Raw genomic sequence first — 21003 nt, forward strand, 5'->3', positions numbered from 1 at the left:
CTGTTAAAAATTAAAGTTAATATATTGGTTAATTGAATACTACTTTAAGATTTAAGGGCTTTGATTATGCTAAAAATGTGTTAGGGAATTAGAGAGATTATAAATGTAATCAAAAACTATTGATAATCAATGTTTTAATTTAACAAAGATTCTCGCATCTTTTTTGTCATACCTTTTACAACCATATCATAAGAATGATCTATTAATGCTTTTATGAGTTTGGGTTGTAGCTCTCCTTCATAAATATTGATGGTATTCCAATGCTTATTACTTACATATGGTCCTGCATAAATACTTTTATATTGTGCTCTGAGTTCTTCAGTATATTCTGGGTTACACTTTAAAGTTATAGTAGATTCTCCTTTATCCCACTTTCGTAATGGTGCAAGAAGAAACATTTTGGTTAACACTTTAAACACAAGAGTATCTTCATCAAAAGGAAAACTCTCAGTGGTTCCTTTTTTACTCAAACAGTATTCTCGGATTTGTTCAATATCCACTACTGAAGTTTTTTAGTTTCAGAACTTTCAATTTCTAAAGCTGAATAATCTAACTTCCAACCGATAGTTTCAACAATAGTTTCTATAAGTAAAATGGTTTCTAGGGCTTCTTTTTGCGCCACTTCAATAAGCCCACTTTCAGGTATTTTATCTTGAATGTGTTGCTTAGCTTCGTTATGCAAGCCTGTTAAATCATTGGCTTCAAACTTATTAAAATAGCCATCAGATTTGTCATAATAATTTAGGTTAGTTTCTATAGAAAGTACTTCGGGCTGCGGAAAATGTTTTAAAATAATCTTCTTTTTGTCTGTATCTGCTTGCAAATCTATCTTAGACAAATCATAACCAACATGTGCTTTGGCATTTATAACAACTAGGGCTTTCTTTTTACTTGAAATGAGTTTTAGAAAGCGTTCTTTAACGTCTTCATAATGATAAATTTCTGCAAAATCACCTTCAACAGTTATAAACTTACATACCTTTTTTATCTTATCTAGGAGTATAGTAGATTGGGAATTAACAAGCTGTTTTTTCTTTATGGATTTTAAAACAGTTACAACTCCTAGGGTAACTAAAATTGCAATAATTGCTACTAAAAAAACTTCCATTTAACTTATAACTTTATATAAAACAGGCTTACTTGGTGATGCATCATTCTCAAATGGTGCTATTTGTAAATTTAAAAAATACTGACCATCTTCAATTTTATTTGATACATATATTAATTCTGTAATTGTTGAGTCTAATCTTAATTGCCCTTTGGTATTCCAAAATATATTATGCCCCATTAACTCACCTCCGTCCCTTTCTCTATCAATACTTGGCAAGTCGATTAAAAGGTGTTTTATGCCTTTGTTAACTAAAAATTTAACAGCATCAGCTTTTAAATATGGCCAATTGGTATTAGAATATTGTTTAGATAATTTTTCTCTAGTATTTGGTATTGTTCTTATAACAATTGCATCACGCATTTTATTTCCTAAAGCGAATTGTAATTGTTTTTTTGAAATAACATAGTCTTCTCCTTCTTTTTCAGGAGCAACAGTAACTACTTCTGCCAGAAAAAAAAACGTTTTTAAGTTTTTATTGATAGAGTGTACCTTATCAGTAATATGTCCAACACATTCGGTATGTGTGCCATGAGCATGAGGATTAAATTGAATATTATTAAAATTAATATCAGCACCTTCTTTTACAGAGGCTATCCACTCGCCGTCTCTCACAGGTTCAATTTTTGGAGCATCAATATACCATGCATTTACATTTTTCTTTGATGAAACAAGCGGCATTGATATATCTAATGGCTTTGATAAATCTACTTGAAGTTTTCTAGAATTATATTGTATTGTTGCAATCAAGATAAATTAATTTTAAAGAGGTTTGAAGCTATGCCATCACTTAAAAATTTGCCTTTTTTTGTGGTTAGCAATTTGTCTTCTTCAATATACAATAAATGTTCCTTAATGTAAATTTCTGACTGATCTAAAAGATATCTTTTATAACTTTCTCCAAAATCATCTTCAACTTTCTTTAACGATACACCCCAAATGGTTCGCAAGCCAGTCATAATATATTCATTGAATTTATCAGTTACAGACAACTTTTCAATTTCAATTGGTAAAACATTATTCTGTACACTTTTAATATACTTTATATTGTTAGACACATTCCAACCTCTATGGTCACCATCAAAAGAATGTGCTGAAGGGCCAATACCCAAATAGGGTTTCCCAAGCCAATATGAGGAATTATTTTTACTAAAAAAATTAGGCTTACCAAAATTTGAAAGCTCGTAATTAATAAACCCTGAAGCTTCTAACTTATCTACAAGTATATTAAATTGCTCTTCTGCTAAATCATCATCTACATTATCAATAACACCTTTTTTAATGAATGTTTCTAAGGCGGTTTTAGGCTCAACAGTTAGTGCGTAACAAGATATGTGAGGCACTTTAAACGAAAGAGCCGTTTCTATATTTTCAAGCCATTCTTCATTGGTTAATCCTGGGATTCCGTAAATTAAATCTATTGAAATATTATGAAAGTGTTTTGTTGCTTCTTCTAAACAATTTAAAGCTTCTTTTTCATTGTGAGCACGATTCATCAGTTTTAAGTCTCGTTCAAAAAAGGATTGGACTCCTATGCTTAATCTATTTATTCGTGTATTTTTTAATTCGTTTAAACGTTGAGGAGTTAAGTCATCAGGATTAGCTTCAAGTGTGATTTCAGGATTTTTCACCACCTTAAAGTTATTATAAACAGTATCAATTAAAACACATATTTCATCATTGGTTAATAATGAAGGGGTACCTCCTCCAAAATAAATAGTTTCAACAGTTTCTTTTTTGAATTCATTTTTTCGAAGTTCTAACTCTTTAACTAAACATTGAATGAGCTCACTTTTCTTATTTAAAGATGTTGAAAAATGAAAATTGCAATAATAGCATGCTTGTTTACAAAATGGTATATGGATATAGATGCCAGCCATTTATTTCTTTACCCTTCCTTCATTCTGCTTTACAAAAGCACTCCAACCAGAATAACTCTTACCAACTTCAACTCTACCAGAATTATAAAAATGGCAAACCGCTGCAGCTAAACCATCTGTAGCATCTAAATTTTTAGGTAATGTTTTTAAACCAAGTAAACTTTGTAGCATTTTAGCAACTTGCTCTTTACTGGCATTTCCATTACCTGTAATAGCCATTTTAATCTTTTTAGGAAGATATTCTGTTATAGGGATTTCTCTGCTCAAACCTGCTGCCATAGCTACACCTTGTGCACGACCTAACTTTAACATACTTTGTACGTTTTTACCAAAAAAAGGTGCTTCAATAGCTATTTCATCTGGGTTGTGCGTATCTATAAGCTCTATAGTACGCTCAAAAATAAGTTTCAATTTTAAATAATGGTCGTTATATTTTTTTAAATCAAGTTCATTAAGCTGAACAAATTGCATCGTCTTTCCCACTACTTTTATAAGTCCAAAACCCATAATAGTTGTTCCAGGATCAATCCCTAAAATAATTCTTTCCTTTTGCATTAATCTCCACAATAATAACAACCACTTAGCGAAATAGATGCGCCAAAAGTTATGGTTAATAAATCTCCGTTAAACGATCCAAAACCATCAGAAACAGGGTTAAAATCTTTACCAAAGCCAAAAATATAAGAGGTATCTAAATAAACAGAAAGCTTATCTGAAATACCATAATGCAATTCAATACCGCCCATAGCATTTAAATATGACGTTTTATTTTCTCCGAAATTACCCAAAGGTTTTATCATAGAAAACCCAGGGCCTACATGAATAAAAGCTCCCATTCTATCTGAAAAACTTGTAATTATTGAAGCATCATAAACTACTTGTATGTTAATACGAGAGTAATTCACTTTAAAGTCTGGGGTATTATCTATATTAGAAAATCGATTAAAGCCAAAATCTAATTTTGCGCCTAAAAGAGGTTTAAACATATACTGTACGCCCAAGTTAATTGTTGGAAAATTAATTGAGTTTGCTTGAAAATCATCAACAAATCCATTCGAAGATGGACTATTTACCCCCAAAGCAAATTGCGCTTTAACAGTACTGGTATCACCTTGCGAAAAGCTTGAAAAACCAACTAAAAGAAAAGCTAATGCCAACCAGAATTGTGTATTCAATTTAAAATTTGAGGTCATGTGGTAATATTAATTTAATTTGCAACACCAATGCATTACGCACTTCCATACAAAACTAAACAATTCTTTTTTGTGCTTATCAAATTAAGCATTGTAGTTGGTGCTTTTTATTTTATCTATCAAAAGTTATTAAATAATGACATTTTAAGCTTTACCGATTTTAGTGATTTTTTGACAAAAAACAACGTTTTTTCAACAAAAACCATACTTTTTTTATTGTTTTTAACTGGTTTCAACTGGTTTTTCGAAATTTTAAAATGGAAAATTTTAGTCTCTTCAATTAAAAAAATAACATTCAAAAATGCTTTAGAGCAAAGCCTAGGTTCTTTAACTGCTTCTTTATTTACCCCAAACCGAATTGGAGAATATGGCGCAAAAGCCATCTATTACAGATCCAATTTCAGTAAACGCATCATGTTAATAAATTTAATGAGCAATATGCTTCAAATGACAGTTACAACTGTTTTTGGCATCATTGGTTTCTGCTTCTATATTTTAAAATACGATCCTGAAATAAATCATTATAAACTCGCACGATTTCTAGTTTTTGTTGTACTAGCCATTGTTTTATTAAGTTTTGGATTAACAAAAAGCAAATTCACTATTAAAGGGTTTTCAGTTGAAAAGATTAAACGTTTTATATTTCAATACTCAAAAAACAGATTAATTTTAGGCTTTACATTTTCAATGATTAGATATTTCATTTTTTCATTTCAATTTTATGCCTTACTAGTTATTTTTGAAACTAACCTCAATTATTTTGATGCCATGGTAATCATTACATCTATGTATTTATTATCGTCTATAATACCTTCAATATTTATTTTTGATGCTATTATCAAAGGCAGTGTAGCGGTATATTTATTTACCCCTACAGGTATAAACGAACTTATTATACTATCTATAATAACAATTGTGTGGCTATTAAACTTTGTGCTACCAAGTTTTTTTGGTAGTTATTATGTGCTTAATTTCAACTTACCAAAACACGAAGATTAAGTATGATTTTTACATTTTTCATCATAATTCTTCTCTACCTATTTATAATTGGGATTTTCATTTTTGGATTTGATAAAGTCCCAGTTTTTAAGTTAGAGGACATGAGTTCGAAGACAAATTTTTCTATTGTAATTCCTTTTCGAAACGAAGCTGAAAATTTACCAGATTTATTAGAATCCATTAAATCTCTAAATTATCCTAATCATCTTTTTGAAGTTATTTTTATTAATGATGATTCTGAAGATGATTCTGTTGAGATTATTCAAAAATTTTTCAATAAATCTCAAACAAATTTTTCAATAACCTCAAACGAAAGAAAAACAAATTCACCAAAAAAAGACGCCATAACCATAGCCATAGAAAAAGCAAAATACAATTGGATTATTACAACAGATGCCGATTGCCAATTACCAAAATTCTGGTTAGATAGTTTTGATGAATATATTCAAAAACATGATGTGATTTCTATAGCAGCACCTGTTACTTATAAAGAAAAGAACGCGTTTTTAAATAGGTTCCAAATACTGGATATGTTGAGTTTACAAGGTGCAACTATAGGTGGTTTTGGTATTAAAAAACCCTTTTTGTGCAATGGTGCAAACTTTGCCTATAAAAAATCAACATTTAAAGCGTTAAATGGTTTTGAGGAAAACACAAACATTGCAAGTGGCGACGATATTTTTCTCTTGGAGAAAATTGCAAAAAAACACCCAAAACAAGTCGCTTACTTAAAATGTAATCAAGCCATAGTTAAAACAGAATCTCAATCAAATTGGAGGAGTTTAATTAGTCAACGCATCCGTTGGGCTGCAAAAACTAGTGCTTATAATAATTGGTTTGGCAAACTCACAGGACTAGTAGTTTTAATCATGAATGCCTTAATCATTATTAGTTTATTATTGTCTTGTATCGGCGCAATAAACTATAGTACTTGCTTTTATATTTTCATAATAAAATTTAGTATCGATTTTCTTTTAATTTATAAATCGGCTACTTTTTTTAATCAAAAAAACGTTTTAATAAGTTATATTTTTGGATTTCTAGTCTATCCTTTTTTTAGCGTATATGTAGCTTGTATTTCAAGCTTTTCAGGTTACAAATGGAAAGGAAGACACTTTAAAAAATAAATTTAGTAGTTTTATCTTCTATGGATTTATTCAAAAAAACATCAAACCCAGCATTTAATAATTATTTTTTCGGTGATGATAATACGTCATCAAAAACCATGTCGGTAACTGGTATTTTCATAAAATCCATGTTATCCATAGCCATAATTGTAATCATTTCTATAGGCATGTGGCGACTTCACGAGCAAGGAGTTAAAATAAAATGGTATTCCTTAGGTGGTATGCTAGCAGCTATAATTATTAGTATTGTTATTTCTGTTCGCCAACACTGGGCACATATTCTAGTACCGCTTTACGCCATCGCAAAAGGATTCTTTTTAGGAGCAATGACGGTTTATGCTCACGCACAATTTCCAAACCTACCCTATCAAGCCATCGGAATTACTGTCGTTACATTCATCGTTATGTTATTACTCTATCAAACACGTTTAATTATAGTCACAAAAAAACTCCGAAGTGTTATTATAACTGCAGCCACAAGTATTTTTGTAATATATATCATCTCTTGGATTTTAAGCTTTTTTGGTATAAAAGTCTTTATCTGGGGCACCTCATGGCCAGCTATAATATTTAATATACTCGCAGCCATTTTCGCCTCTTTATCGCTACTTCTAGATTTTGACTACATCGAGCGCCACAAAAACAAATCACCTAAATACAAAGAGTGGCTTGCCACTTGGGGGTTATTAGTAACTTTAGTTTGGCTATATATGGAAGTTTTAAGATTAATGCGGAAACTAGCCATTCGTTTTTAAAAAATTTGGGCGTTACCCATAAAGGGTCAGGCTTTCACTACTCTCCCGATTATCATCGGGATCAAACATGCCGTTCAATCCCTAACGTAACTATCAGCCAAGGTCTCTGGTATTTAGCCATAAAAACATCTCTAAAAACTAATTAACACTAATAATTATTGGCAAATTAAACTCTGTAGTAACCTGTTGTCCGCGTTTTATAGCTGGATATATTTTAGGCAAAGTATCCAAACTTCTATTAAGAAGTTCTTTTATATTAGGAATTTCTTGGAGTGTCACAGAATCAACCCTAGACTCCAACAACCTCAACATTCCTTGTTTAGAAACCTGAAATTCTAAAACTAAAGTATCATGAATATCTTGCGAAACTACTATCATTTCCTTTTGTAAAAAATCTGTAATATTAGTAGTTATAGTTTCCTGAAAACATGCTTTTTTATCTACTTTACTTAAAACAGAATCACAGATAGTAAAACTAGGATATTCATCAACATTATTCCAATTAAAAGTCTCTAACTCCTCTTTTAAAATAGCTTCAGAAGATGTTTTTTTTACATTGAAATAGTCACACGCTGTGAATAACAAAACAAAAATAAAAACAAAAGAATACTTCATGAATACCAAGTGAAGCCGAAAAATACAATTTTTTTAGCTTCTATAAAGTCTAAAAAATAAAAACCGAAGCTAGAGCTTCGGTTTTAAATAATATTGCTTAAAAATAACATCTATTCTTTAGACTTATTTTCTTCAATTGCAAAAATAATAGGTAATGAGTAAGGCACATTCACTTTTTTACCTTTATGCTCACCTGGAGTAAATTTAGGTAATGTTTTAATAACACGTATAGCCTCTTTTTCCAACTCAGGATGTGGCGCTCTTGAACGTACGTCTACAATATCACCTTCAGTATTTATTTTAAAAATAACGTTTATACGTTGTCTACCCGTCAACTTTAACTCATTAGCAAGCTTCACATTAAAATTTGTATTAACATGTTTTGAAACATTCATAGCCATACATTTCTTTTGCTTATCTGCTGGCATATCCTCACAACCAGGGAACAACGGCACTTGATCTATAACTCCAAAAGGAATATCAATATACTTGATTATATCAGCAAAAAACGGATCATCAAAACCATCATCACTAGTTAAAACAAGTAGTTTTTTTAATTCTTTCTCCTCATCATCATTTATATGTCCTTGAACTTGAATTTGCTCAAAAACAATACATATCTTTTTCACTAATTCAGAATCTGTTTTTTGAGAAGTATAATTAGTTACTTCTTTAACTAAATCTGGATCAAAATTTTCACCTTTAACAATTGCTGATAATAGCTTTAGCCCTTTTTCTTCATTATCATTCAAATTACCTTGAATTTCTATCTGCTTTTTTATAGCTTTTATTTTTTCAATTAGTGGGGTTTCTTTTTCAACTTCTTTTTCAATATTATAACTTGTCTCTTTATTATTTTTAGCTTCAATGCAAGAAGTATAAACTAGCATTCCAAATACCATTGGAATTAATAACGCGTATTTAAACAGTTTAATTTGTTTTGATTTTGATTTTTGTAACATAATAATTCGTTTTTTGATTAATGATTTTTTAAAAAATGGATTGATAAATGAAATATTTTTAGTCTCAAAGACTTGAGATAATAAGTTTTGATAGTATTGGTTTTTACTTTGAGTTTTTACGGCTTGGTCATCTGCAATAAATTCATGAAGAGACATCATTCTATTTTGATACATATATACCAAAGGGTTAAACCAAAATAAAATTCGCATTAACTCAAAAAACAATAAATCTAATGTGTGTTTTTGTTCTACATGAATCATTTCATGCTTTAAAACAGATTCTCTTTCTTCTTTTTTTAATTCTGTTCCTAAAAAAATACAATTAAGAAATGAAAAAGCGGCACTACTATTTAATAGGCTTACAATAAATAAATTTCCTTTTTTTTGCTTGGGACTTTTATAAAGTAGCCTTAAAATTTTTGATAGTTTTATTATGAATAGCATAAGCGCCAATCCTGTTCCAAAATAAAGAAATAGCTCCCACGACCAAATTGAGTTTTGATTTACTAACATTTGATTTAATTCAACAGCATTTCCTGAAAGTACTTGAGAACTACCAATAAAAACTTCAGGTAAGTTAACCACATACTCTTGAGAAATAATATCTCTTAAACTACTTATTTTAATAACAGGAAGTATTAAAGACAATATTGCAGTACCTAATAAATAAGCTCTGTTTACGTTAAAAAACGTCTCTTTCTGCAAGAACAAATCATAAACAATTAAAAAGAAAACTTGAAACGCAACAATTTGAATTATATAATATAACATCCTATGAATCTTTTTTATTAATCTCTTTTAACACAGACTCTAAGTCTTTAATATCCATATCATTTTTCTTCACGAAAAAAGACACCATACTTTTAAATGAACCTTGAAAATAATTATCAACCAGTTTATTTATAGATTGGTTACTATAATCTTGTTTAGCCATTAATGGAAAATAAACATGCCCTTTACCTGCTTTTTCATAATCAACAAAACCTTTACCCTCTAAAATTCTAACAATAGTAGATACTGTATTATAGGCTGGTTTTGGATCTGGAAATTCTTCAATTATAGCTTTAACATTGGCTTTCTTTAATCGCCAAAGAATTTGCATAATATCTTCTTCTGCTTTAGTAAATTGCTTCATAATTAATACGTATTAATTTATTCAACTAAACTTTTAGTTTTACAAATATAACTAAAAAATTAGTTCAAACTAATTTTTTAGTTTAAAAATGTAACATTTGGCATGATTTTTAGTCTAAACAGTATATAACTTAAACATTTTTATGGATATTATTTTAATCATTATTGCTGCTTTTATTATGTTTTTAGGTATTATAGGCAGTTTTTTACCTGTATTACCAGGACCTCTTACTAGTTGGATTGGACTTTTAGTTGTTCATTTTACAGATGCCATTCCTATGGACAAATCATTTTTAATCATAACTTTTATTATTGCTATATTTATTTGGGTGCTCGATTATATTATTCCTGCTATTGGAACCAAACGCTTTGGAGGATCAAAATATGGAATGATTGGTACCACTATTGGTCTTATAGTTGGACTCATAGCTCCTATTCCTGGTGGTATTATTATTGGCCCTTTTATTGGTGCGTTAATTGGAGAACTAATTAATAAAAACGATACTAAAACGGCAACAAAAGCTGCTTTTGGATCTTTTATAGGTTTTTTAACGTCTACTTTTATAAAGTTTGTAGTCGCTATAATTTACCTAGGCCTTTTTATTGGTATTCTATGGGATTATAGAAACGTATTATTTCAGTTTTAAAAAAGAAGAACCCTGTGGGTCTCTCACCTCCACAGGGTTTGTAAATTGCTATTATCAACAAAAAAATTGAGGGATTAATTAATTTTTTGAAGTGTTGATATTACAAAGATAACTATAAGGATTCTCTTTGAACTGCGGGAAACCCGTAACCGCTTTACGGTGTTATTGTAGTTTTCAGTTATATCAAGGCTTTTGAATCATAAAAAAAAGATGATTTTTTATTAAAAAATCATCTTTGTACTATTCTGTAGCATATTTCATCTAAACAAAACCTTTTTTTCTGGCTTCATTTAATAAGGTTTCATCTTGTCCATCTGAGACTTCAAAAATTTCTCTAAGTTGTTTTTTTCTCTTCTCAACAGCGCTCAAAGAGATATCTAAATGCGCAGCTAAATTTTTGGTTTTCACACCTTGAGAGAGTAAGTGAAGAATTTTTCTGTTCTTTTCATCAACAACAATATCACTTGTAATAGCTTTTCTTATATGGCTATTAACAGTTCCGCTATAAAAAGGAGGGTTATTGAGTACCGCTTGAAATGCACTCGCTAATTCACTGGATGTTAAATCACTTTTAATCATAAACCCTTCAGGGTTGATTGTTTTTATGATATTATGAATCCTGAAAGACTCATTAAACATCGTTAGAATAATAATTTTTGCTTCTGGCAATATCTTTCTCGCATATTCTGCTAGATCTTCACCAGAACTCATGGTACCATCTGTTGAAGGGGGTAAACTAATATCTACAAATAATACATCATACGGTGCTTCAACTTGAACAGATTTATCCATACAAGAAACGGCTTCATCACAATTATTTGCAATATCTATAGTTAGTTCTTGATTGTCTTTTTTAGAAAATAATAATGTATTTTGATAACCCTCAATAATCATTGGGTGGTCATCAATCATCAATATTTTAATTTTTTCAGTCATAATTTGGCGTTAGGGTATTGGTGCCTCTATAGTAACTTTTGTTCCTATATCTTTTTCTGAATTTATACTTAAAGTACCGTTTATTTCTTTAATTCTAGAATTCATGTTTTTTAAGCCTATTCCAGACTTAGCTTTATTAACATCAAAACCAGAACCATCATCCTCAATTGTTAAGCAAATTACGTTATTTTTCGATTTAAAACTAATATTTACCTTGGATGCACTAGCATGCTTATAGATATTATGCAATGTTTCTTGAATAATTCTGTATATATGAATTTTCTTTTTGTTGGTTACTGAATCCCAATTTATATCATCATCATGCTCTAATGCATAGTTAAGATTATATGCTAAAGATTGGGTTTCTACTAGTGTTTTAATAATATCAATAAATCCAGAGCCCGAAACAAAATCTGTATTTAACTCGTGTGATACTTTTCTAATATCTTCTTCAATAGTCTTAAGTCCTTCTATATACTGACTTCTGGTTTTGATCGCCTCATCACTATTACTCATATTTAAACTATCTAAGCTTAATCGCGTTCCAAATAGGCGACCTAAAACACCATCGTGAAGCTCTTCTGAAATTCGTTTTTTCTCTAGTGTTCTTGCTTCCTCAATACTTTCATTTTGAGATAACATCAAGTTGTATATCTCCTCATTAGTTTCTTGTTGTTTTTGAATAAATTGTAATTCTTTGTTTTTATTTCTTTGAGTAATTACTAGATATAACAAAAATGAAGCTAAAATTGCTACCACAGATATTATTAACAGCCACGTCCGTTCTTTAGATATCTTAATGTTTTCTTGCTCTATTTGTTTAGTTTCAAAACGGATTCGAGCAAATTTGTTTCTAATCGCTCTTTCAGCTTTTTGCAAACTATCACTAAGTTTTACATAGGCTTTTAAATGTTCTGCAGCTTTTTCTCCTTTTTCTATTTTAGAGAGTAAAAGCAAGGATTTTAATAAATCATCGTTATGATATTCTTCAGAGATATTTTTAGCTTTGTATGCATAATATTTTGCAGAATCTTCATTTTTAATATTATTAAAATACTCAGCTAAATGTTGGTTAATAATAATTGAATTATAGCCATTTGGATTTACACTATCAGTCACTTTAAGTGCGTCAAAATAAAGATTAGGTAAGTCCTTATGTTTTCCAGAAAGATATAAAGTATGAGCAAAATTATCCAAAACTAAGGCATATATATCTGGGTAATTATTAATTAGATCTTTTTTATTTATAATTTGACTGTAATATTCTAATGCCAAATCATATATCCCTGCATTTTTATAAGAGAGTGCTAAATTATTTTTGGATTTAATTATTGTAACTTCATTATTCCCTTTTAATCTTTCTTTTAGATCTAAAGATTTTTTATAATATGATATTGATTCTTCATACTGTTCAAGCTGTCCAAAGACCAAACCTAAATTATTATATATGAATGATTTGTACTTTTTTACTTCGTTTGTTTCTTTGAGAGACTCTAAAAGTGATATGGCTTCTATGGAAGTGAGTTCGCTTCCTGTCATATCTTTCTCGTTTTTTTGGATAACTGCTATACCATACAATGTACGAGCTAACTTGATTTTATTGTTTAAATTTTTATAATATTTTTCAGCTTTGTGATAATGATAATAAGCACTATCAGCCTGAAAATCATATCGATAAAGTTCTCCAATTCTATAATGAGAATTAGCTATTAATGATGAATCTATAATCTTTGAATTGAGAATATTCTTTTGAATGGAATCTATTAAATAGGAATTATCAATTTCTTGAGTAAAACCCCAGATACTATATGATAAAATTAAAATTTTAAAAAGAAAAAATCTCAAAGAATAAAAAATTGATATTTATCAAATGTATCTATAATTTTTTAAATTAAATAAAAAAGCCCTTTGTTATATAACAAAGGGCTTTTTATCTTATTATAGACTGGATTTAATCATCTAAACCACCACCTGTAGAAGGAACTTCAGTTTTTTCTGGAGCAGCTTGTATATCATCTTCATTTAAATCTTGTTTTGTACAAGACGTGAGAGACGCAAAAAACAATGCAGTAATTAAAGTAATTTTTAAAAATTTCATATTAATTCGAATTTAAGGTTTCACATGTTTTCTCTATTCTTATCGAATAGAATATTGAACTAGGACTTTGTAAACAAAATCTTAGCTAAGGGAAAAATGGAATAATTAACTTAAATCGAATACATACAAAATGTATAACGACTCTATATTTTTTTTAATGAGGGAACTGACTTATAAAAGTCAAAATGGATTAATTTTCTTAACCGGACTTAGGGAATAAACTAGGGGTCGCCCAACTAAGGACAGCTAAAATAAAAGCCACGCTTGAATAAGCTAGATTTTTTTCGACAAAATGTAAAATATTCGACGAAATGCACTTTTTTTTATCGACGAAATGCAAAATGCTCCGCTTTTGTATGTCTTAGATTACAAGGTAGAATTGTTTTTAACCAAACTTGTTTTTACTATTTTGGTTTTTACATCCTCTTCAACACCAGTATTTTGGATTCTTTTAATAAGTAATTCTGCTGCTTGTGCTCCAATTACTTTAGCATGTTGCCTTATAGTAGTTAATTTTGGAAGCGTATGATTAGAATCTGATTTGCTTGCAAACCCAATTACAGATATATCTTTTGGTACTTTTAAACCAAAACTTAATGCTGTATTTAAAGCAATAACACCAGAAGAGCTATCAGCAGCAATAATAGCATCTACACTTTTATTTTTCTTGAAAAATGTTTTTATTTTCTTTTGGTGATCGTCTTTCTTTTTTATTTTTAAAACTGCAGGCTCAATACTTCCATTCTCTAGAATAGCCTTATTATAACCACGCTCTCTTAATTTACCAACACTAATATCATTTATATTACTAACAAATACAATATGCTTTCTGCCTTCTTCTATCAAACTTTTTGTAGCGTTGTAGGTTGCATCAAAATCATCAACAATAACTTTATCGCACATAACATCATGCGCTACTCTATCAAACATAACTATTGGAAGTCCTTGTTTAATAGTTCTTTTAAAATGTTCTACTTCATTATTAACTTGAGATTCCTCTGCTACAGATAATATAAAACCATCTACGCTTCCATTAGCTAATAATTGTAAGCTCTCTTTTTCTTTCTCAAGAGATTCATTAGAAATGCATGTTATTATGTTATATCCGTGTTTTGTGGCTTCTCTTTCTATACCAAAAAGAACTTTTGCTAAAAACCTATTAAGTATATTTGGAATAATTACTCCAATGGTTTTCGTTTTATTATTCTTTAAACTTAAAGCTACCTTATTTGGCTTATAATTATACAATTCTGCAAGTTCCTTAACGCGTTTCACAGTATCTTCACCAATCTCTTCGCTATTATTTAAAGCTTTAGAAACTGTTGATATCGAGACGTTTAATTCTTTTGCTAATTGTTTTAAAGTAACCATACGAGTAACACCTAAGTTTTATAACTATGCAATTTACAAAAATTACACGCACCCAATAAGAATTATTTAACATATAGCTATGTTTTTCCATTAAACCTTAAACAAAAAAAATAGTCTGATTAAAAACTAAAATCACATACTTTTTATAGATAAATTTGAAAAATTATTTATAAAATTTTTCTTTTTTAAATGAAACATATAATCACTACGTTTTTATTTCTTCTAATAGGAACACAAATTATTCAAAGTCAAATTTCAGGTAAAATTATTGATGTCAATACAAATGCTCCTCTAGAGTATGCCACTGCTGCACTCTATTCAAAGCTTAATAAAGAATTGATTACTGGTGTTATTACTAATGAAGATGGAACTTTTTCTATTCAAAACATTAAAAAAGGAACTTACTATTTGGAAGCTTCTTTTATTGGTTATGAAGTAAAGACAGTTGATAATATAGAAGTAACAAATAAAAATGGCCTTGTTTCACTAGGCACTATTAGTTTAATTATTGGAAAGAATCAGCTAGATGCTGTGGTTGTAAAAGGTGAAAAGGCTACTGTAATCAATAAAATTGACAGACAGGTATTTAATACTAAAGCATTTCAAAACACTAAAGGTGGTTCTGCTACAGATGTTATTAAAAATTTGCCTTCTATAAGCGTTAATGGTTTAGGAGAAATAAGTGTCCGTGGTAGTAGCGGTTTTGTTGTACTACTTGATGGCAAACCAGTTCAAGGAAATGCCTCTACGCTTTTAAATCAATTACCTGCAAATGCTCTTGAACGTGTTGAAATGATTACTGCACCTTCTGCAAAATATGATCCTGAAGGAAAAGCTGGTATTTTAAACATCATTACAAAAAAGGGTGGTGGAATAAGCGGAAACTTTGCTCAAATAAACGTTAGTGCTGGTTTACCTTCTATTGAAGATTATGACAATAAAGAAAACACACAACGTTACGGTATTGATGGTACTTATAACATAAGAAGAGAGAAATGGAATATCTCCATTGGTGCTAATTACCAAAGAAAAGATATTAGCGGTAGACGTGAGGGTGAAGTTTGGACGATTGTTGATGATGTATTTACTAGTTTTCCCTCTGATGGTGAGCGTAGTTTTGATGAAGAAAACTTTTCAGGTAGGTTTACTTTAGATTTTACACCTGATTCTAACAATGAATTCTCTTTAGGGTTTTATGCTGGAAAGCGAGAAAAAGCAAGAACTGCTGATATCCTTTATAATAACGAAGCCTACCCAGTTGATGATGAAGACAATAAAATATTTGAACTTTCTTACTTCAACGAAAACCTAAGAATTAGAAAAGGAGATTTTGTTTTAGGAAGTATTGATTACGCACATACTTTTGCTAATAAATCAAAATTATCTTCTTCTTTTTTATATGAGTATACGCTATTGGGAGGTCCAACAACCAATAGAAATTTAGATTTTCCTAACACTGAAAGTTTAATTCAAGATGAATTTAACACCAATGATAATCCACTAAATGGTTTTAGAGGACAATTAGATTACTTATGGAAACCACTTTCATTTGGAACTTTAGAAACAGGTTATCAATTTAGAACTTTAGATAATAGAGGAGATTTCTTTTACGGAAGACGAACTGATTTTAATGATGATTTTGAAAGAGTTGATTTATTCTCAAGTGATATTGATTTAATAAGAACCATCCATTCTACTTATGCACAATTAAGTGGCAAAAAAGATAAATGGGAATATGCTGCAGGTTTACGGTTAGAGATACTAGACAGAGAATTAATTTTAGCAGACAAAGCAGGTACTTTTGAAGAAACTTTAGATTACAATTACGAAAAACTGTTTCCATCTGCTTCTGTTCAATATAGTTTTAGCGATAAAACAAACGTAAAAGTAGCTTATAGCAAGCGCGTTGACAGACCATCTGCGTTTAAATTAAATCCGTTTAGAGAACGTGAACATTCTGAAACTTTAGAGCAAGGTGATAAAAATTTACTTCCGGAGTTTATTGATTTGGTTGAATTAGGCATCACTAAAAAATTCAACAAAGGCAACTCTATTTTTGCAACAGCCTATTTTAGAAATGTTGAAAATTTAGTAAATCGTGTGAATCAAATTTACAGTGGCCCTCCAATTGATCCAGACGATGCTCGTTTTGATAATGTAGTTTTAGACCGTATTTATTCAAATATAGGCACAGGGCGTTCACTTGGTTTAGAACTAGGCGCACAACTAAAACCAACTAGTAAATGGAGTAATTTCATAGGATTTAATATTTATAATTTCGAAATTGATGGTGCTTACAATGGTGAGAAAATTGATAGCAATGAAACGCAATATTCTATAAATGCAAATAGTACTTATAATTTCTCAGATACTGCTACACTTCAATTCACTTTAAATTATTTATCTGAAAGACAAACAGCTCAGGGAAAAGACTCAAGATTCTACTCACCTAACTTAAGTTTCAAAAAGAGTTTCTTGAACAATCAATTAGTAGCTACTTTACAATGGCAAAATATTGATATGGGTTTACTTGACACAAACGAGCAACGCATAACAACATCCAGACCTGGTGAATTTTTCACTACAACAAACTATGTTTATGAGGTAGATGTTATTATGTTAAACCTATCTTACTCGTTTAACAAAACTAAAAGTAAAGCGAAGTTTATTGATAGTGAGTTTGGGAAGCGGGAGTTTTAAATAAAATAAATTTATAGATCTAGGTAAAATCTCTGAAAAAACAAAAGGTTTATAAGTAATATATAAACCTTTTTCGCTATTAATTAAATCAATTCTTAGTAAGAATTTATAATGCAATTTAACAGCAAAAAAATAACATTATGTAACATGTGTTACGTTTATCATTTTAATAAAAACAAAAAAGCTTCACAATTTCGATAACTCGAAAAAGGAAAGCTTTCTATTAGTTAAATATTAAACTCATACATCAGATTTTTTGTATAGATCAAACGACTCAACTAAATTAGTTGAGTTTAATATAAAACAAAACCCAATCTATAAAGAATGGGTTTTACTATTTTTGATAATTTTTTATTTAATCTAAAAAGGTGGTGGTGTACCTCCTCCATCACAATCTGTTAAATCTGCTGTAAAATACATTGCCCAACTATTACCGCCAAAATCTTCACCTTCTGCCCAAGCAGTCTCTTCAGATGGACCATCTACCTCTGCATGTGCAGCAAAACATAACTCACCTGTAATATCACCAATATCAATGGTATAAATCACTTCAGTTGTGCCATTATCATGCTCACCCGAGTAGTCAAAGTGTCCAATTTTCGGGTTGTTAGCTCCGGTAGTTGGGAAGCCATCTTCCTCACAATTTGTAATATGCAAGTGTGTTGCATTTAAAACCCAATCGCCATTAGTAACATAAGTTATTGTTAGAATATTACCATCTATATCAACAGTCACATTTCCAATATCGTAATGCTGTCCAGCAATTAGACTGACTGAGTAACAATGTTCATCAGAAGATGTATTTGTAGAATTACTACTCTCCTCTAATTCAAAATTTTGCTCTTTTTGGGGTGATTCTTCTTTTGCAGAAATTTGATTTTTAGACTGCTCTACACTTTCTATATTACATCCAAAAACCAATATACTTAAGCATAAAAGATAAACTTTAGCTATACGTTTCATAACATTTGTATTAAGTAGGTTTATAAACCAAATATAGATCAACACAGACTAATTGTAAAATATTTTCGCTGAAATGCAACTATTTTTAAAAAACAAAAAGATTTTTACTACACGATGTATCTGTGAATGGTTATAAATAACTTTTTAAGCAATCCAATAAAAAATAATTATTTTTGAAATTAAAAAAGGCTAATCACTTGGATTAGCCTTTTCTGGACTCATTGATACTTAAATAAATTATATTATTTATCAGTCATCTTTAGTCGTTTCACTTTTTTCACCTTTTCGTCTAGTATTTCTACTTCATTTTCTAAGGCTTCTATCTCCTGCATCTCTTCATCAAATTCTTTATTTGTTAATTTACCTTGCTTCTTTTTAGCTTCAAGTTTTTCCTTAGCTATTCTGACTTTTTCTCTGGCATCATTAACTTTAGACTTACCTTTTTCAAGTGTACTTTCTAACTGCTTTACATTCTCATCCTTTTTTAGTTTAGCTTGTCTAGCACGCTCCTGTCCATAAGCTTTACCTTCTAACCCATATTTATCTTTTCCATAGGCATTTCCATCCTTTTCAAGATTCTCGACTGTTTCTTCAGCTTTTTCCTTATTCTTTTTTATCTTTTTTTCAGCTTTATCCTTCTTTTCCTTTATATCTTTATCGATATCCTCTTTTACATTTTTCTTTTCCTTCTTGATTTTCTTTTCTACTTTTTCTTTTTTACCTGCATGTTCAGGTTTTTGAGCAAAACCTATCGCCACAAAACTAAATAGCGATACAATAGTTAAAAATAATTTTAATGTATTTTTCATAATAAATTAGTTTTCTATTTCGTTTAACATTTTATCTAACTTTTTAATCGAAGCCTCTATACTTTCTTCAGTTTTCTTAATCTCACCTGTAATCGCCTCAATAGAATCTATCTCTTGTTTTAACTCAGTAATTTCAGTTTTAGTTAATTCTTCACTAACTGTTTTCTCTTTTTTATTGCCACAACTTAAAATAAGTATAGACAAAAGAATGATGATTTTTTTCATAATTTAAGATTAAATTTAGTTAACTGTTGTTTTAGACACAAATCTTAAACGAAGGTCACATATTAAAAAAGTCTAAGACTTTACTTTGACTCTAGCTTACAAATAGTGTAAATAATAAAGTTATAAAAACACAAACCCTTTTGCAAACTATCAGAAAAACAAAAAAGCTTCACAATTTCGATAACTCGAAAAAGGAAAGCTTTCCATTGGATTACCAAATTGCTTTGGCAAACTACATCCTAGACACCTCTAGGACAACACAACTTCTTTTAATTACCAAAAAAAGCCCTAATTTCTCAGAGCTTTCTTTTTGCAATTTTTGCGGTCTGGACGGGACTCGAACCCGCGACCTTCGCCGTGACAGGGCGACATTCTAACCAACTGAACTACCAGACCGTTGCATTATTGCGGTTGCAAATATACACGCCTTTTTTTATATCTCAAACCTTTTTTGAAGTTTTTTAAATAATATTTAAAATATATATTCTCTAAAAAAGGAAGGCTTTTATAATCATTTAATTTTCAACTTAATCGTCCTTAAACAAACTTTTGACGCTCTACCATATAAGTGGTCAAGATGTTATTAAAATCCTTATTAATATCAGCTTCAACATATTTTATTTTGTACTGCGCACATTTTAAACGTAACGCTTCAAAATACGAATCAACCGTTTTACTATAACTTTCTTTTATAGAATCCGCATACAAATTAATATACTCACCTGTTTCAACATCAATAAACCGTTTTGGTTTGTTATCAAAATCGAAGTTTAATTCTTTGGCTTTATCAAACACATGAAACAAAACCACCTCATGCTTATTATACTTTAAATGACGTAATGCTTCAAATAACTTTACCTCATCTTCCGTAGTTTGAAACATATCCGTAAATAAAAATATCATCGAGCGTCTATGAATTTTTTCTGCTATTTCATGCAAGTATTTATACGTCTCTGTTTGTTTATTCAAAGGTTTAGAAACTACAGCTTCACTCAAATGATTCAACAACATTTGATGATGGCGTTCACTACCCTTCTCAGGCGCATAATAATCATAGTTATCACTATAAATGCTTAGCCCAACAGCATCTCGTTGTTTTTTCAAAATATGCATTAACGAGGCTGCTGCCAATGCTGAAAACCCAACTTTATTTAAACTATCAATCGAAAACGAATCCAGTTTCGGGTAATGCATCGAGCTACTATTATCTAATATAATATGACAGCGTAAATTGGTTTCATCATCATAACGCTTCGTATAAAGCTTATCCGTTTTTGCAAACAGCTTCCAATCGATATGACGCGTACTTTCACCTTGATTATAAATTTTATGTTCCGCAAATTCTGCCGAAAACCCATGAAACGGACTCTTATGCATACCAGCAATAAAACCCTCAACCACCTGTTTTGCAAGTAGCTCAAGATTTTTAAAACCCTCTGCTTTATTTAGTTCGCTTCGTAAATTCATTTAATAAAATACTA

22 protein-coding genes and 1 tRNA gene are annotated in these 21003 nt (G+C 30.0%); 5 read left to right on the forward strand and 18 right to left on the reverse strand.

Annotated elements, in window-relative coordinates; translation table 11 throughout:
* Nucleotides 1-134: 134 nt before the first annotated feature.
* Genes DIS18_RS03045 through DIS18_RS03070 form a run of 6 tightly spaced genes read right to left on the reverse strand, consistent with a single transcriptional unit; the run spans nucleotide 135 to nucleotide 4181 of the window.
* The gene (locus tag DIS18_RS03045; protein WP_109351556.1) at nucleotides 135-500 is read right to left on the reverse strand and encodes an MmcQ/YjbR family DNA-binding protein; all 366 of its coding nucleotides are present in this window, start codon (nucleotides 498-500) and stop codon (nucleotides 135-137) included.
* Nucleotides 500-1108 (reverse strand): DUF4230 domain-containing protein, encoded by a 609-nt coding sequence (locus DIS18_RS03050; protein WP_109351557.1) that lies wholly within the window; start codon nucleotides 1106-1108, stop codon nucleotides 500-502. Before DIS18_RS03050 ends, DIS18_RS03045 begins: the two co-directional genes overlap by 1 nt.
* Nucleotides 1109-1858, reverse strand: coding sequence for a cyclase family protein (locus DIS18_RS03055; RefSeq protein WP_109351558.1), 750 nt, complete (start codon nucleotides 1856-1858; stop codon nucleotides 1109-1111).
* Nucleotides 1855-2988, reverse strand: a complete 1134-nt coding sequence (hemW, locus tag DIS18_RS03060; protein WP_109351559.1) for a radical SAM family heme chaperone HemW — start codon at nucleotides 2986-2988, stop codon at nucleotides 1855-1857. The genes DIS18_RS03055 and hemW overlap by 4 nt, the downstream gene beginning before the upstream one ends.
* Nucleotides 2989-3543, reverse strand: coding sequence for a crossover junction endodeoxyribonuclease RuvC (gene ruvC / locus DIS18_RS03065; RefSeq protein ID WP_109352567.1), 555 nt, complete (start codon nucleotides 3541-3543; stop codon nucleotides 2989-2991). It lies immediately after the preceding gene.
* A complete protein-coding gene (locus tag DIS18_RS03070; protein WP_109351560.1) occupies nucleotides 3543-4181 on the reverse strand; it encodes an outer membrane beta-barrel protein in 639 nt (212 codons plus the stop codon). Before DIS18_RS03070 ends, ruvC begins: the two co-directional genes overlap by 1 nt.
* Nucleotides 4182-4211: 30 nt before the next feature.
* On the opposite strand from DIS18_RS03070, the gene DIS18_RS03075 reads away from it, so the two are divergent.
* The 3 genes from DIS18_RS03075 (at nucleotide 4212) to DIS18_RS03085 (ending at nucleotide 7062) form a co-directional block, all read left to right on the forward strand.
* On the forward strand, nucleotides 4212-5180 hold the full coding sequence (locus DIS18_RS03075) for a lysylphosphatidylglycerol synthase domain-containing protein (protein ID WP_109351561.1): 969 nt from the start codon (nucleotides 4212-4214) through the stop codon (nucleotides 5178-5180).
* 101 nt (nucleotides 5181-5281) lie between these two features.
* The gene (locus DIS18_RS03080; protein ID WP_342752125.1) at nucleotides 5282-6307 is read left to right on the forward strand and encodes a glycosyltransferase family 2 protein; all 1026 of its coding nucleotides are present in this window, start codon (nucleotides 5282-5284) and stop codon (nucleotides 6305-6307) included.
* A 20-nt stretch (nucleotides 6308-6327) separates the two neighbouring features.
* A complete protein-coding gene (locus tag DIS18_RS03085) occupies nucleotides 6328-7062 on the forward strand; it encodes a Bax inhibitor-1/YccA family protein (RefSeq protein ID WP_109351563.1) in 735 nt (244 codons plus the stop codon).
* A 138-nt stretch (nucleotides 7063-7200) separates the two neighbouring features.
* Here the strand turns inward: DIS18_RS03085 and DIS18_RS03090 are convergent, their stop codons facing one another.
* The 3 genes from DIS18_RS03090 to DIS18_RS03100 all read right to left on the reverse strand — a co-directional run bounded on the left by DIS18_RS03090 (nucleotide 7201) and on the right by DIS18_RS03100 (nucleotide 9774).
* On the reverse strand, nucleotides 7201-7677 hold the full coding sequence (locus DIS18_RS03090) for an energy transducer TonB (RefSeq protein ID WP_109351564.1): 477 nt from the start codon (nucleotides 7675-7677) through the stop codon (nucleotides 7201-7203).
* 110 nt (nucleotides 7678-7787) lie between these two features.
* Entirely contained in the window at nucleotides 7788-9410 is a 1623-nt protein-coding gene (locus tag DIS18_RS03095) for a M56 family metallopeptidase (protein ID WP_109351565.1), read from the reverse strand.
* 1 nt (nucleotide 9411) lies between these two features.
* Nucleotides 9412-9774, reverse strand: a complete 363-nt coding sequence (locus DIS18_RS03100; protein WP_109351566.1) for a BlaI/MecI/CopY family transcriptional regulator — start codon at nucleotides 9772-9774, stop codon at nucleotides 9412-9414.
* 142 nt (nucleotides 9775-9916) lie between these two features.
* Between DIS18_RS03100 and DIS18_RS03105 the strand changes: the two genes are divergently transcribed.
* Nucleotides 9917-10420, forward strand: a complete 504-nt coding sequence (locus DIS18_RS03105; RefSeq protein ID WP_109351567.1) for a DUF456 domain-containing protein — start codon at nucleotides 9917-9919, stop codon at nucleotides 10418-10420.
* Between the two features lie 261 nt (nucleotides 10421-10681).
* On the opposite strand, the gene DIS18_RS03110 is transcribed toward DIS18_RS03105, so the two are convergent.
* The 4 genes from DIS18_RS03110 to DIS18_RS03120 form a co-directional block, all read right to left on the reverse strand.
* Nucleotides 10682-11356, reverse strand: coding sequence for a helix-turn-helix domain-containing protein (locus tag DIS18_RS03110; protein ID WP_109351568.1), 675 nt, complete (start codon nucleotides 11354-11356; stop codon nucleotides 10682-10684).
* 9 nt (nucleotides 11357-11365) lie between these two features.
* On the reverse strand, nucleotides 11366-13201 hold the full coding sequence (locus tag DIS18_RS03115; RefSeq protein WP_109351569.1) for a tetratricopeptide repeat-containing sensor histidine kinase: 1836 nt from the start codon (nucleotides 13199-13201) through the stop codon (nucleotides 11366-11368).
* Between the two features lie 106 nt (nucleotides 13202-13307).
* The gene (locus DIS18_RS14905; protein ID WP_181363977.1) at nucleotides 13308-13454 is read right to left on the reverse strand and encodes a hypothetical protein; all 147 of its coding nucleotides are present in this window, start codon (nucleotides 13452-13454) and stop codon (nucleotides 13308-13310) included.
* A 366-nt stretch (nucleotides 13455-13820) separates the two neighbouring features.
* On the reverse strand, nucleotides 13821-14825 hold the full coding sequence (locus DIS18_RS03120) for a LacI family DNA-binding transcriptional regulator (protein WP_109351570.1): 1005 nt from the start codon (nucleotides 14823-14825) through the stop codon (nucleotides 13821-13823).
* Between the two features lie 189 nt (nucleotides 14826-15014).
* Between DIS18_RS03120 and DIS18_RS03125 the strand changes: the two genes are divergently transcribed.
* Complete coding sequence (locus tag DIS18_RS03125; RefSeq protein ID WP_109351571.1) at nucleotides 15015-17525, forward strand: TonB-dependent receptor; 2511 nt, start codon at nucleotides 15015-15017, stop codon at nucleotides 17523-17525.
* Between the two features lie 360 nt (nucleotides 17526-17885).
* Here DIS18_RS03125 and DIS18_RS03130 read toward each other — a convergent pair whose 3' ends face one another.
* The 5 genes from DIS18_RS03130 to DIS18_RS03150 form a co-directional block, all read right to left on the reverse strand.
* Nucleotides 17886-18488 (reverse strand): hypothetical protein, encoded by a 603-nt coding sequence (locus DIS18_RS03130; RefSeq protein ID WP_109351572.1) that lies wholly within the window; start codon nucleotides 18486-18488, stop codon nucleotides 17886-17888.
* Between the two features lie 242 nt (nucleotides 18489-18730).
* Nucleotides 18731-19297 carry a hypothetical protein gene (locus DIS18_RS03135; protein WP_109351573.1) on the reverse strand — a complete coding sequence of 189 codons (567 nt, stop codon included), beginning with the start codon at nucleotides 19295-19297 and terminating at the stop codon, nucleotides 18731-18733.
* Nucleotides 19298-19303: 6 nt separating this feature from the next.
* Nucleotides 19304-19522 carry a hypothetical protein gene (locus DIS18_RS03140; RefSeq protein WP_109351574.1) on the reverse strand — a complete coding sequence of 73 codons (219 nt, stop codon included), beginning with the start codon at nucleotides 19520-19522 and terminating at the stop codon, nucleotides 19304-19306.
* A gap of 322 nt (nucleotides 19523-19844) precedes the next feature.
* Nucleotides 19845-19918: transfer RNA gene (locus DIS18_RS03145), tRNA-Asp, on the reverse strand.
* 141 nt (nucleotides 19919-20059) lie between these two features.
* Nucleotides 20060-20989: a DUF58 domain-containing protein gene (locus DIS18_RS03150; protein ID WP_109351575.1), complete on the reverse strand. Its 930-nt coding sequence runs from the start codon at nucleotides 20987-20989 to the stop codon at nucleotides 20060-20062.
* Between the last annotated feature and the right edge of the window lie 14 nt (nucleotides 20990-21003).

Source organism: Algibacter marinivivus, assembly GCF_003143755.1.
In the GTDB taxonomy this organism is placed as follows: Bacteria; Bacteroidota; Bacteroidia; order Flavobacteriales; family Flavobacteriaceae; genus Algibacter_B; species Algibacter_B marinivivus.

What these genes read in the sequence shown, in the direction of transcription:
- DIS18_RS03075 (WP_109351561.1), top strand. Translation starts at nt 4,212, where the DNA reads ATGCATTACGCACTTCCATACAAAACTAAACAATTCTTTTTTGTGCTT.
- DIS18_RS03140 (WP_109351574.1), bottom strand. Translation starts at nt 19,522, where the DNA reads ATGAAAAAAATCATCATTCTTTTGTCTATACTTATTTTAAGTTGTGGC.
- DIS18_RS03135 (WP_109351573.1), bottom strand. Translation starts at nt 19,297, where the DNA reads ATGAAAAATACATTAAAATTATTTTTAACTATTGTATCGCTATTTAGT.
- DIS18_RS03125 (WP_109351571.1), top strand. Translation starts at nt 15,015, where the DNA reads ATGAAACATATAATCACTACGTTTTTATTTCTTCTAATAGGAACACAA.
- DIS18_RS03110 (WP_109351568.1), bottom strand. Translation starts at nt 11,356, where the DNA reads ATGACTGAAAAAATTAAAATATTGATGATTGATGACCACCCAATGATT.
- DIS18_RS03085 (WP_109351563.1), top strand. Translation starts at nt 6,328, where the DNA reads ATGGATTTATTCAAAAAAACATCAAACCCAGCATTTAATAATTATTTT.
- DIS18_RS03050 (WP_109351557.1), bottom strand. Translation starts at nt 1,108, where the DNA reads ATGGAAGTTTTTTTAGTAGCAATTATTGCAATTTTAGTTACCCTAGGA.
- DIS18_RS03080 (WP_342752125.1), top strand. Translation starts at nt 5,282, where the DNA reads ATGAGTTCGAAGACAAATTTTTCTATTGTAATTCCTTTTCGAAACGAA.
- DIS18_RS03095 (WP_109351565.1), bottom strand. Translation starts at nt 9,410, where the DNA reads ATGTTATATTATATAATTCAAATTGTTGCGTTTCAAGTTTTCTTTTTA.
- DIS18_RS03100 (WP_109351566.1), bottom strand. Translation starts at nt 9,774, where the DNA reads ATGAAGCAATTTACTAAAGCAGAAGAAGATATTATGCAAATTCTTTGG.
- ruvC (WP_109352567.1), bottom strand. Translation starts at nt 3,543, where the DNA reads ATGCAAAAGGAAAGAATTATTTTAGGGATTGATCCTGGAACAACTATT.
- DIS18_RS03105 (WP_109351567.1), top strand. Translation starts at nt 9,917, where the DNA reads ATGGATATTATTTTAATCATTATTGCTGCTTTTATTATGTTTTTAGGT.
- DIS18_RS03070 (WP_109351560.1), bottom strand. Translation starts at nt 4,181, where the DNA reads ATGACCTCAAATTTTAAATTGAATACACAATTCTGGTTGGCATTAGCT.
- DIS18_RS03150 (WP_109351575.1), bottom strand. Translation starts at nt 20,989, where the DNA reads ATGAATTTACGAAGCGAACTAAATAAAGCAGAGGGTTTTAAAAATCTT.
- DIS18_RS14905 (WP_181363977.1), bottom strand. Translation starts at nt 13,454, where the DNA reads ATGAAATTTTTAAAAATTACTTTAATTACTGCATTGTTTTTTGCGTCT.
- hemW (WP_109351559.1), bottom strand. Translation starts at nt 2,988, where the DNA reads ATGGCTGGCATCTATATCCATATACCATTTTGTAAACAAGCATGCTAT.
- DIS18_RS03120 (WP_109351570.1), bottom strand. Translation starts at nt 14,825, where the DNA reads ATGGTTACTTTAAAACAATTAGCAAAAGAATTAAACGTCTCGATATCA.
- DIS18_RS03130 (WP_109351572.1), bottom strand. Translation starts at nt 18,488, where the DNA reads ATGAAACGTATAGCTAAAGTTTATCTTTTATGCTTAAGTATATTGGTT.
- DIS18_RS03090 (WP_109351564.1), bottom strand. Translation starts at nt 7,677, where the DNA reads ATGAAGTATTCTTTTGTTTTTATTTTTGTTTTGTTATTCACAGCGTGT.